Annotated in this window: 12 protein-coding genes; all 12 read left to right on the forward strand. The window is 55.3% G+C overall.

The window, feature by feature from the left end; genetic code table 11:
• Positions 1-26: 26 nt before the first annotated feature.
• The 12 genes from hscA (at position 27) to der (ending at position 11880) form a co-directional block, all read left to right on the forward strand.
• On the forward strand, positions 27-1886 hold the full coding sequence (hscA, locus tag AC4LF3_RS04915) for a Fe-S protein assembly chaperone HscA (protein ID WP_010797323.1): 1860 nt from the start codon (positions 27-29) through the stop codon (positions 1884-1886).
• A gap of 7 nt (positions 1887-1893) precedes the next feature.
• Positions 1894-2232 carry an ISC system 2Fe-2S type ferredoxin gene (fdx, locus tag AC4LF3_RS04920; protein WP_010797324.1) on the forward strand — a complete coding sequence of 113 codons (339 nt, stop codon included), beginning with the start codon at positions 1894-1896 and terminating at the stop codon, positions 2230-2232.
• A gap of 11 nt (positions 2233-2243) precedes the next feature.
• Positions 2244-2444: a Fe-S cluster assembly protein IscX gene (gene iscX / locus AC4LF3_RS04925; protein WP_010797325.1), complete on the forward strand. Its 201-nt coding sequence runs from the start codon at positions 2244-2246 to the stop codon at positions 2442-2444.
• Positions 2445-2533: 89 nt separating this feature from the next.
• A complete protein-coding gene (gene ndk, locus AC4LF3_RS04930) occupies positions 2534-2965 on the forward strand; it encodes a nucleoside-diphosphate kinase (protein WP_010797326.1) in 432 nt (143 codons plus the stop codon).
• A 15-nt stretch (positions 2966-2980) separates the two neighbouring features.
• Positions 2981-4126, forward strand: coding sequence for a dual-specificity RNA methyltransferase RlmN (gene rlmN / locus AC4LF3_RS04935; protein ID WP_010797327.1), 1146 nt, complete (start codon positions 2981-2983; stop codon positions 4124-4126).
• 17 nt (positions 4127-4143) lie between these two features.
• On the forward strand, positions 4144-4905 hold the full coding sequence (pilW, locus tag AC4LF3_RS04940) for a type IV pilus biogenesis/stability protein PilW (protein WP_037030037.1): 762 nt from the start codon (positions 4144-4146) through the stop codon (positions 4903-4905).
• Positions 4902-5924, forward strand: coding sequence for a RodZ domain-containing protein (locus tag AC4LF3_RS04945; protein ID WP_491834877.1), 1023 nt, complete (start codon positions 4902-4904; stop codon positions 5922-5924). Before pilW ends, AC4LF3_RS04945 begins: the two co-directional genes overlap by 4 nt.
• Before the next feature lie 132 nt (positions 5925-6056).
• Positions 6057-7169: a flavodoxin-dependent (E)-4-hydroxy-3-methylbut-2-enyl-diphosphate synthase gene (gene ispG / locus AC4LF3_RS04950; protein WP_010797330.1), complete on the forward strand. Its 1113-nt coding sequence runs from the start codon at positions 6057-6059 to the stop codon at positions 7167-7169.
• Positions 7170-7201: 32 nt separating this feature from the next.
• Entirely contained in the window at positions 7202-8515 is a 1314-nt protein-coding gene (gene hisS, locus AC4LF3_RS04955) for a histidine--tRNA ligase (RefSeq protein WP_219650604.1), read from the forward strand.
• Between the two features lie 9 nt (positions 8516-8524).
• Complete coding sequence (locus AC4LF3_RS04960; RefSeq protein WP_019365639.1) at positions 8525-9169, forward strand: tetratricopeptide repeat protein; 645 nt, start codon at positions 8525-8527, stop codon at positions 9167-9169.
• Positions 9169-10311 carry an outer membrane protein assembly factor BamB gene (gene bamB, locus AC4LF3_RS04965; protein WP_491834878.1) on the forward strand — a complete coding sequence of 381 codons (1143 nt, stop codon included), beginning with the start codon at positions 9169-9171 and terminating at the stop codon, positions 10309-10311. Before AC4LF3_RS04960 ends, bamB begins: the two co-directional genes overlap by 1 nt.
• 78 nt (positions 10312-10389) lie before the next feature.
• Positions 10390-11880 carry a ribosome biogenesis GTPase Der gene (gene der, locus AC4LF3_RS04970; protein ID WP_010797334.1) on the forward strand — a complete coding sequence of 497 codons (1491 nt, stop codon included), beginning with the start codon at positions 10390-10392 and terminating at the stop codon, positions 11878-11880.
• Positions 11881-12015: the final 135 nt, after the last annotated feature.

The following is a 12015-nucleotide window of genomic DNA, read 5'->3' on the forward strand; positions in this document are numbered from 1 at the left end:
GCGCCCCTAGCACAAGCTGAATAGCAATGGCTTTATTGCAAATCGCCGAACCTGGAATGGCTCCCAAGCCGCATCAACGCAAGTTGGCGGTAGGGATTGATCTGGGCACTACGAATTCTCTTGTCGCTGCCGTGCGCAGCGGCGTCTCTGAGCCGCTTCCTGATGAGCAGGGCGGTGTCATTCTTCCCTCAGCCGTTCGCTATCTGGAAAAGGATATTGAAGTAGGGGATGTAGCCAAGCAAAGTGCTGCACAAGATCCTTTCAATACGATTCTTTCCGTAAAACGCTTCATGGGTCGCGGTCTGGCTGACATCAAACAGCTGGGCGAGCAGTTACCCTATCGATTCGCTGAAGGCGAGTCCCACATGCCTTTCATTGAGACGATACAGGGACTCAAGAGTCCTGTTGAGGTCTCAGCCGAAATCCTTCGTGTATTGCGTTCGCGTGCAGAAAAGACCCTGGGTGGTGAATTGGTTGGCGCGGTAATAACCGTTCCGGCTTACTTTGATGACGCGCAGCGCCAAGCGACCAAGGATGCTGCCAAGCTGGCCGGTTTGAATGTGTTGCGGCTGCTTAACGAGCCCACCGCAGCGGCAGTGGCCTATGGGTTGGATCGTGGTGCGGAGGGCCTCATTGCGATCTATGACCTGGGTGGCGGCACATTTGATATTTCCATCTTGCGTTTGAGCAAAGGGGTTTTCGAAGTCCTGGCTACCGGAGGTGATAGTGCCTTGGGTGGTGATGATTTTGACCATGCCATTGCGACCTGGGTAATCGATCAGGCGGGGCTGTCTACTAATCTGTCGCCCTCGGAGCAACGTCAGTTACTGCAATTAGGCTGCATGGCCAAAGAGCAATTGTCGGCGCAACCTACTGTTACGCTCAGTTACGGTACCTGGCAGGGCGAGCTTACTCGCGAGCACTTTGAAGCACTGATCGAGCCGTTGATCGCGCGAAGCCTGAAAGCTTGCCGTCGCGCAGTGCGTGACTCTGGTTGCGAGCTTGAGGAAGTCAAGGCGGTAGTCATGGTGGGTGGCTCCACTCGCGTGCCGCAAGTCCGATCCGCAGTGGCCAGACTGTTCGGTCGCGAGCCACTGACGGACATTGATCCGGATAAGGTTGTTGCCATCGGTGCGGCCATTCAGGCTGATACCCTGGCGGGTAACCGTGGTGGCGAAGAGCTCTTGCTGCTGGATGTCATTCCGCTCTCCCTTGGGCTTGAAACCATGGGCGGTTTGATGGAAAAGATTATCCCGCGTAACACGACCATACCTGTGGCACGTGCCCAGGATTTCACAACGTATAAAGATGGCCAGTCAGCCATGATGATTCATGTGCTGCAGGGTGAGCGAGAGCTGGTGAAAGATGCTCGTTCGCTGGCTCGTTTCGAGCTGCGCGGCATTCCGCCTATGGTGGCTGGCGCTGCCAAGATCCGTGTGACTTTTCAGGTAGATGCGGACGGCTTGCTGAGCGTCTCGGCGCGAGAGCTCTCCAGTGGTGTGGAAGCCAGTATCCAGGTCAAGCCATCCTATGGTCTGACGGATGGTGAAATCGCGCGTATGCTGCAGGATTCTTTCCAGAATGCCGGCGATGACATGAACGCTCGCGTGCTACGTGAGCAGCAAGTCGAGGCGCAACGTCTTCTAGAGGCGGTCCAGGCGGCTGTCGCTGAGGACGGCGATCGTTTGCTGAACGCTGAAGAGCGTGAAGTTATAGAGGCCGAGATCGACAAGCTAAAGAGTCTTGTCGACCATTCAGATGCCTCTGCTATTGAAGTACAAACCAAGCGTCTTTCCCAAGTGACCGATGCATTCGCGGCTCGCCGGATGGATGCATCGATCAAGGCGGCCCTGGCGGGTCGTCGTCTTAACGAAATCCAGGAGTAAGTTCACCATGCCGCAGATCGTTTTTCTGCCCCACCCAGAGCATTGCCCCGAGGGCGCGGTGATCCAGGCCGAAGAAGGTGAAACCATTATCGATGCAGCGTTGCGCAACGGTATTGAAGTCGAGCATGCCTGTGAGATGTCTTGTGCCTGTACGACCTGCCATGTCGTCGTTCGTGAAGGCTTCGGCTCCATGGAGCCGTCTGACGAGCTTGAAGATGACATGCTGGATAAGGCATGGGGGCTGGAGCCGGAGTCCCGGCTGTCCTGTCAGGCAAAGGTTGGCACTGCCGACTTGGTCGTTGAAATTCCCCGCTACACCATCAATCAGGTATCGGAACGTCACTAAGGAAGATCATCATGGCGATGAAATGGGTCGATGTGCTGGATATCGCAATCGCTCTTTCCGAAGCTCACCCGGATGTGGATCCCCGCTATGTAAATTTCGTGAATTTGCGTAACTGGGTCACCGCACTGCCCGGGTTTGACGATGACCCCCAGCGGGGTGGCGAGAAGGTACTCGAAGCCATCCAAGCTGCGTGGATTGAAGAAGCGGACTAACCTATTCTTCGTTAGCCTACGCTTTTGACCGAAGCCCGCGTATAATCCGCGGGTTTCGTTTTTGCTAAATGCCCAACTTTGGAGTTGTCATGTCTGTTCAACGCACCCTTTCTATCATCAAGCCGGACGCTGTAGCCAAGAACGTCGTTGGTGAAATCATCACTCGCTTCGAAAAGGCTGGCCTGCGCGTTGTGGCCGCGAAGATGGTTCAGCTCTCCGAGCGCGAAGCCGGTGGCTTCTATGCTGAGCACAAAGAGCGTCCTTTCTTCAAGGATCTGGTGTCCTTCATGACTTCCGGTCCGGTCGTTGTTCAGGTTCTGGAAGGCGAAAACGCCATTGCCAAGAACCGTGAGCTGATGGGCGCTACCGATCCCAAGAAAGCAGACGCCGGTACCATCCGCGCTGATTTCGCTGTTTCCATCGATGAAAACGCTGTTCACGGTTCTGATTCCGAAGCATCGGCTGCCCGTGAAATCGCTTACTTCTTCGCTGCAACTGAAGTTTGCGAGCGCACTCGCTGATCCACAGGTGAATCCATGAGCAATACAGTCGGCAAGACTAACCTGCTGGGGCTTACCCAGCCACAAATGGAGCAGTTCTTCGAGTCCATCGGAGAGAAGCGCTTTCGTGCCGGCCAAGTGATGAAATGGATTCACCACTTTGGCGTTGATGATTTTGACGCCATGAGTAATCTCGGCAAGGCCTTGCGCGAAAAGCTCAAGGCCTGCGCCGAGGTTCGTGGCCCCGAAGTAGTAAGTGAAGATATTTCGGCGGATGGCACCCGCAAGTGGGTCATTCGTGTGGCTTCCGGTAGCTGCGTTGAGACGGTTTACATTCCTCAGGACAAGCGTGGCACGCTGTGTGTTTCGTCACAGGCAGGCTGTGCACTTGACTGCAGTTTCTGTTCGACCGGAAAGCAAGGTTTCAATAGCAATCTCACGGCTGCCGAAGTCATTGGCCAAGTGTGGGTTGCCAACAAGTCATTTGGTACTGTGCCGGCCAAGATCGACCGTGCCATTACGAACGTCGTGATGATGGGCATGGGTGAGCCGCTGCTCAATTTCGACAATGTCGTAGCTGCCATGCAAATCATGATGGATGACTTGGGTTATGGAATATCCAAGCGCAAGGTAACGCTATCCACGTCAGGGGTAGTGCCCATGATTGAGGAGTTGGCCAAGCACGTCGATGTGTCTCTGGCGCTGTCGCTGCATGCGCCCAACGACGCCTTGCGCAACGAGCTGGTACCGATCAATCGCAAGTATCCTCTGGCCATGCTGCTGGATGCCTGTCAGCGGTACATTAGTCAGCTGGGTGAAAAACGTGTTCTGACCATTGAGTACACTCTACTCAAGGACGTCAACGACCAGCCCGAGCATGCTGTGCAGATGATTGAATTGCTGCGCAACGTGCCCTGCAAGATCAATCTGATTCCTTTTAATCCTTTCCCTCATTCCGGTTACGAGCGCCCCAGCAAGAATGCGGTGCGTCGCTTCCAGGAACTCCTGCAGCAGGCCGGTTTCAATGTCACCGTGCGTACTACGCGTGGCGATGATATCGATGCAGCCTGTGGGCAGCTGGTAGGAAAGGTTATGGACCGTACTCGACGAAGCGAGCGGTACATTGCTGTACGCCAGTTGAATAATGAGAACGATGCGGCTTTGGGTGTTCGCCAGAATTAATTAAAAGGAGAGGGTTAGTGATGTTGCGTGCAGTATTGGCTTTGGCAGTTGCAGGACTTTTAACCGGCTGCGTCACTACTGGCTCTACTGACCCTCTGAGTACGGAAAAAGGTCGTGATCATGCCCGGGACGCCTACATTCAGTTGGGTCTGGGCTATCTGCAGGAAGGAAACACCGAGCAGGCCAAGATCCCGCTGAAACAGGCCCTGCAGCTTGACTCCTCGAGCGCCGATGCCCATGCCGCGCTGGCATTGGTGTTCCAGACCGAGATGGAGCCCAAACTGGCTGACGAAGAATACCGCAAGGCCATGTCAGCACGCCGTAACGATTCCCGTATTCTCAATAATTACGGAAGCTTTCTTTTTGAGCAGAAGCGATACAGCGAAGCCTACGATCGTTTCATAGAGGCCTCGCAGGATCCTTTGTACCCTGAACGCTCGCGAGTCTTTGAAAACCTCGGTTTAACTGCGTTAAGGTTGAATAAGCCCGAATTGGCACGCCAGTATTTGGAGAAGTCGCTGAGACTGAACAGCAACCAACCCAAGGCTTTGCTGGAAATGGCGCAGCTCTCTTATGCGGCTCGTGAGTATGTACCTGCACGTGGGTATTACGAAGCATTTAGCCGTATTTCGCCCCAGGATGCGCGTAGCCTTTTACTGGGCATCCGTCTGGCCGAAGTATTCAACGATCGCGATACGGCTGCCAGTTATACCTTGCAATTGAAGCGGCTTTATCCCGCTTCTGAAGAATATAAACAACTTCAGTCGGAGCAACGATGAGTAATGTGCAACCTGAGGCTGTAATGTCAGCTCGTGGTAATCCAGGCGACATACTGCGCCAGGCTCGCATTTCCAATGGGTGGAGTATCGCTCAAGTGGCTGCTCAGATGAATCTGAGTGGGCATGTCATCGAGTTGCTGGAAGCTGGGGACTATCAAAAGCTGCCAGGGCATACGTTTGCCCGCGGTTATGTCCGCTCCTATGGGAAGCTGCTGGGGCTCGATCAGGCTGAGCTTGTAAAGGTCTTCGATCAGTACACAGGGACCGATGCCAAAGGCAGTACGGTTCACACCATAAACCGTGTTGAAGAACCGGTGCGCTTGTCGCGTAACGTCCTGCGTATCGTCAGCTTTATTCTGGTCGTTGTTATCATTGGGCTTGGCCTGTTCTGGTGGCAGGAGCGCTCCGGGCTTGGTATGGGCGGTAATGGCCTTAGCCTTGAGCATGTCGAAGTAGAAAGCGCAGACGGCACTACTGAAATTCATACGCTTGATGAGCCTGAAGATCAGGCGGTGGCGGAAGCTCAAAAGGCTGAGGTGCCCGCTGCATCAGAGCCAGGTGTGCCCGCTACACCGACTGCTCCTGCTGCCAATGCTGTTGCGCAAACGCCTGTGCCTGCCCCGAATACCGCTTCCGGTACGGCAGCCAATGGCGCTGCGAATGCTGCTCCTGCTACGGCCGTTACACCGACTACTCCGGTTGTATCGACCGATGCTGCGCTTGCGCCTACCACGCCGCCAGCCGGCGAAACTGCGCCAGCGGCAGGGCAGGGAGGCTTGAGCATTCAGCTGGTAGCGGACTGCTGGATGCAGATCACAGATGCGTCGGGGAAAGTTATTTACAGTGGCCTCAAACGAAAGGGTGATACCCTGCAGTTTGAAACGGTAAAAGCTCCCGTGGAGATTCGTTTAGGCTACGCACGGGGTGCGCAAATTACCTATAACGGCCAGCCTGTAGACATCAAGCCCTATGTACGTGGGGAAACTGCTCGCTTCAAAGTAGGACAGGCGTCTCAGTAACCAGAATTGCAGTACGATCAAAGCGGCATCATTCTGCCGCTTTGATTTTATTATCGGATCATATTTTATAGTTCTCTGGTTTTAACCAGTCTCCGTAAGGATCTGGTATTTACCAGGAAGAAGAGTCCTGTCATGCATAGCGAATCGCCGATCAAACGTCGCCCTTCTCGAAAGATCTGGGTAGGCTCCGTGCCGGTAGGAGGCGATGCTCCTATCGCGGTACAGAGCATGACGAACACCGAAACCTGTGATGTTGCCGCAACAGTTGCGCAAATCCGTCGTCTGGAAGATGCAGGCGCTGATATCGTTCGGGTTTCAGTTCCCGACATGGATGCTGCAGAAGCATTCGGTCAAATCAAGCAGCAGGTGAATGTTCCCCTGGTTGCAGACATTCATTTTGACTACAGAATTGCCCTTCGGGTAGCTGAACTCGGTGTGGATTGTCTGCGTATCAACCCTGGCAACATCGGGCGTGAAGACCGGGTCAGGGCGGTAGTCGATGCGGCGCGTGACAAGAACATTCCGATTCGTATCGGCGTGAATGCGGGCTCTCTGGAAAAGGATCTGCAGAAAAAATATGGTGAGCCTACCCCTGAGGCGCTACTGGAATCAGCCATGCGTCATGTCGATTACCTCGACAAACTGGATTTCCAGAACTTCAAGGTTAGTGTGAAGGCGAGTGACGTCTTCATGGCCGTATCGGCTTATCGCTTGCTGGCGAAGCAGATCGAGCAGCCGCTACACCTGGGCATCACCGAGGCAGGTGGTTTGCGTTCCGGCACCGTAAAATCTGCGGTTGGCCTGGGCATGCTGCTGGCCGAAGGTATTGGCGATACCATTCGTATCTCCCTGGCGGCGGATCCGGTCGAAGAGATCAAGGTGGGTTTCGATATCCTGAAGTCGTTGCGCTTACGGTCACGCGGCATCAACTTCATTGCCTGTCCAAGCTGCTCTCGCCAGAACTTTGATGTGGTCAAGACCATGAATGATCTGGAAGGGCGCCTGGAAGATCTTCTGGTTCCCTTAGATGTGGCCGTTATCGGCTGTGTGGTCAATGGGCCGGGAGAGGCCAAAGAGGCTCACGTAGGGTTGACTGGCGGCACGCCTAATAACCTAGTGTATATCGATGGCAAGCCTGCACAAAAGCTGACCAATGAGAATCTGGTGGATGAGCTGGAGCAGCTGATTCGCCGCAAAGCGGCTGAAAAAATGGAAGCGGATGCGGCTGTTATTGCCCGTAGCTGAATGCCGTTAGAGAATTGAATTAAGGACTCCTCGTGAGCAAGTCTTTGCAAGCCATTCGTGGCATGAACGACATACTGCCAGAGCAGACGCCAGCCTGGCGCTATCTGGAAACAACCTTCGCTACCTTGCTGGATGGGTACGGCTACAAGGAAATCCGACTGCCTATCCTCGAATTCACCGAGCTGTTCGCTCGGGGTATCGGCGAGGGCACCGATGTGGTCGACAAGGAAATGTATACTTTTCTCGACCGTAACGGTGAGTCGCTGACGCTTCGTCCGGAAGGCACAGCAGGGTGTGTCCGCGCCGTGCTGGAGCACGGCCTTACAGGCGGTGGCCAGGTTCAGAAACTCTGGTATACGGGACCCATGTTCCGCTACGAGAAGCCGCAAAAAGGACGCTATCGCCAGTTCCATCAGATTGGCGTAGAGGTCTTTAACTTGCCTGGGCCGGATATCGATGCTGAGCTGATCATCATGACGGCGCGCCTGTGGAGGCAGCTGGGTATTAATGATGCCGTTACACTGCAGCTGAACAGCTTGGGTTCAAGCGAAGCGCGTGCAGCCTATCGGGATGCCTTGGTTGATTACCTCAAGCAGCATTTCGATCAGCTGGATGAAGACAGTCAGCGTCGTTTGACGACTAATCCCCTGCGTATTCTGGACAGCAAGAATGCCCAGACACAGGCCTTGCTGACCGATGCTCCCACGTTGTCGGATTATCTAGATGAAGAGTCTCGTGCCCATTTTGAAGGCTTGAAGGCACGCCTTGAGGCAGCAGGCATCGAGTACACGATCAATCCGAAGCTTGTACGGGGTCTGGACTACTACGGTCGTACCGTATTCGAGTGGGTAACCGATAAGCTGGGCGCACAAGGTACGGTGTGCGCTGGCGGACGCTACGATGGTCTGATCACTCAGTTTGGTGGAAAGCCTACGCCAGGCGTTGGTTTTGCTATGGGTGTCGAGCGTCTGGTGCTGATGCTTGAGACGCTGAACAAGATTCCCGCCGAGCTTAGCCGTCCGATGGACATCTACCTATGCACCTTTGGTGAAGCGGCAGAACTGGCCGGTCTGGCCTTGGCCGAGCAGCTGCGTACGGCCTTGCCGTCCTTGCGTCTGGCGGTTAATGCTGGCGGCGGAAGTTTCAAGAGTCAGTTCAAGAAGGCAGACAAGAGCGGTGCATGGTTTGCTCTGATTCTGGGCGAGGATGAGCTGGCGCAGCGCCAGGTTGGCCTCAAGCCCTTGCGTAATGATAGTGCCCAGGAGATGGTCGCCTGGGATCAGTTGTCCGCACGCCTGCACGATAGCTTGCAGCAGCAGACGTCCGCACACAGCGAAAGCGAATAGGAGTGACCGGTGAGTTCGCAGAATGAAGATCCAAATGTCGCCCACCTTCAGGATTGGTGGCAGCGTAACGGCAAGCCGCTGCTCACCGGTGGCGTTGTGGCCCTGGTGGCCGTGCTGGGCTGGCAATGGTGGGAGCGTAATCAGACCAATCAGTCTCAGGCTGCGTCCATCGTATATCAGGAGCTGGTTCAGGCAGCGCTGGATCCCAGCGGCAAACCGGATACCGCTCGGGTAACGGACCTGTCCAACCAGCTCAAGCAGGAGTATTCAGGTACTACCTATTCCCAATACGGTAGTCTTTTCGTGGCCAAGGTTGCTGTTGAGAGTGGCAAGCTGGATGACGCAGCCAACGAACTAAAGGCGGTTGTCGATAAACCGGCGGATGATACTGTGGGCGAACTGGCACGCCAGCGTCTGGCGCGGGTGCTGGCTGCGCAGGGCAAAGCTGAAGATGGCCTGAAACTACTGGAAGGCAAGGTTGCAGAGCCTTATGTCGCCAACCGCGAAGAGTTACGTGGTGATCTGTTGGTCAGTCTGGGCCGTGTCGACGATGCCCGTGCCGCTTATGAAAAAGCCAAGTCCGAATTGCCTGCCGATGCCGCCGAAGGCACGCTGCAGATGAAGCTGGATGACCTGGCAAAAGGAGATGCCTGATGCTGCGTTGGAAACATGTTGCGCTACTGGCCTTGGCCCTGACTGCTGTCGGGTGCAGCAGTAACAGCAAAAAAGAGCTGCCGCCTGCTGAATTGCAGGACTTCAAGGCCGATGTTCAGTTGCAGGAGCAATGGAGCCGCTCGGTAGGGGAAGGGCAGGGTGATACCTACAACCTGTTGACGCCTGCCATTGACGGTCAGTCCCTGTACGTGACTGATAACGAAGGGCTGGTCATGGCGTTGAACCGTGAAAACGGTGACGTCATCTGGAAGAAAAAGCTGGATCTGCCTGTTTCGGGTGGAGTTGGCGCTGCCTACGGGCTGGTTCTGGTTGGTACGTTGAGAGGGGATGTCGTTGCCCTGGACGCAACCTCGGGTGATGAAAAATGGCGCGCCAGGGTTTCCAGTGAAGTACTGGCTCCGCCGGTCAGCAACGGTGACATCGTGGCTGTCCAGACTCAGGACGACAAGCTTTATGCCCTTGATGCCGAGACGGGTGACCGTCGCTGGCTCTATGAGGAGAGCATGCCTGTTCTGACCCTGCGTGGCACAGGTGCTCCGGTCGTAACCAATCGCTATGTTGTCGCTGGCCTGGCCAGCGGCAAGGTGATTGCGCTGGATGAACAGCGTGGCTTGCCGATCTGGGAGCAGCAGGTTGCCATCCCGCAGGGGCGCTCCGAGCTGGATCGTATGGTTGATATCAACGGCGGACTGCTGCTTTCAGGCACTACGCTATATGTGGCCACGTACCACGGTCGGGTTGCCGGACTGGATCTGGAGAGCGGTCGTGTGCTCTGGCAACGTGATGCATCCAGCTATACCGGTGTCGCTGAAGGTTTCGGTAACGTATATGTAAGCCTGGAAAATGGCACCGTTGAAGCAGTAGATCAAAATTCGGCTTCAGCGCTGTGGAGTAATGATTCCCTGGCGCGTCGTATGTTGTCCGCCCCGGCTGTGCTGTCGAACTATGTCGCAGTAGGTGATTATGAAGGCTATATTCACCTGCTAAGCCAGACGGATGGCCATATGGCCGGCCGTCAAAAACTAGGCAACGGTGGCGTTCGGGTTCGCCCGCTGGTGGATGGCGACTGGATGTATGTGTACGGTAACGGCGGTAAGCTGGCTGCCTACACCATTCGCTAAGCTGTTCTGTATGTGTATGGCCGCTATCGCTCTCACGGTAGCGGCCTTTGTGTTTTCTGTATTCCTGTGGAGAGCCGTATGGTTCCCGTTATTGCTCTGGTAGGACGCCCTAATGTAGGCAAGTCCACCTTGTTTAATCGACTTACCAAAACCCGTGATGCCATTGTGGCCGATATCGCGGGCCTGACCCGCGACCGCAAGTATGGCGAGGCGCGTTGGCAGGGTCGGACGTATATCGTTGTCGACACCGGAGGTATCTCCGGCGACGAAGAAGGCATCGATATGAAAATGGCCGAGCAGTCGCTTCAGGCCATTGAAGAAGCCGACGCCGTTCTGTTCATGGTGGATTCCCGTGCCGGGATGACGGCAGGCGATCAGATGATCGCCGAGCATCTGCGTACGCGTAACAAGCGCTGCTTTTTGATTGCTAATAAGGTCGACGCAGTTGATCCAGACATTGCCCGGGCTGAATTCAGCCCAATGGGCCTGGGTGATGCGCTGACCATTGCGGCTGCGCATGGCCGCGGTATCAACGGCATGCTTGAGCAGGTGCTGGGCTCCTTCCCTAAGGATGAGGAAGAAGAGTTCATTGTTGATGCGGAAGACGAAGAGGGCGATCAGGCTTCGGATGAGAGTGTCATCGAGAAGCGTATTCCGGGACCGGATGAAAAGGCCGGGATCAAGATCGCCATCATTGGCCGTCCCAACGTGGGCAAGTCCACGCTGGTCAACCGTATGCTTGGCGAAGAGCGGGTCATCGTATATGACCAGGCTGGCACCACTCGCGACAGTATCTACATTCCCTTCGAGCGCAACGAAGAGAAATACACGCTGATCGACACCGCCGGTGTGCGTCGCCGCGGCAAGATCTTCGAAGCGGTAGAAAAGTTTTCTGTTGTGAAGACGCTTCAGGCCATTCAGGACGCCAACGTCGTTATCTTTGTGATGGACGCCCGTGAAGGGGTAGTCGAGCATGATCTGAACCTGTTGGGCTTTGTCCTGGAAACCGGTCGCGCCCTGGTGATTGCGCTCAACAAGTGGGACGGCATGGAGTCCAGTGAGCGCGATTACGTGAAGACCGAACTCGAACGCCGCCTGATGTTTGCCAATTTCGCAGATATTCATTTCATTTCCGCATTGCATGGCACCGGTGTGGGACATCTGTACAAGTCGGTGCAGCAGGCATTCGCTTCGGCCGTTACCCGCTGGCCTACCAGTCGTTTGACCAAGATCCTTGAGGATGCGGTGCAGGAGCACCAGCCGCCGCTGGTGAATGGCCGTCGAATCAAGCTGCGTTATGCGCACATGGGCGGAGCCAACCCCCCGCTGTTGGTTATCCATGGTAACCAAGTGGATGCGGTCCCGCGCGCCTATGTCCGCTACTTGGAAAACACCTATCGCCGTGTATTGAAGCTGATAGGTACGCCTATTCGCATTGAGTTCAAGTCAGGTGAAAACCCCTTCGCCGACAAGAAGAACACGCTGACCGAGCGGCAGGTGAACAAGAAGCGCCGCTTGATGAGCCATCACAAGAAAGCGGAGAAGAAGCGCAAGGATAAGCGTCGCTAGTCGCTTCTCTGTTGTAACAGGCCAGCGCTGCCTGGCCCGTTCGAATACCAGGCCGCTCGGGCACCTTCCGAGTGGCCAGTCTTAAGTCATGATAGCGGTGCATAGTGCTTCGCTGAGCCGTCGACGGCATCGAAG

This window comes from Pseudomonas sp. C2.3V, assembly GCF_058536325.1.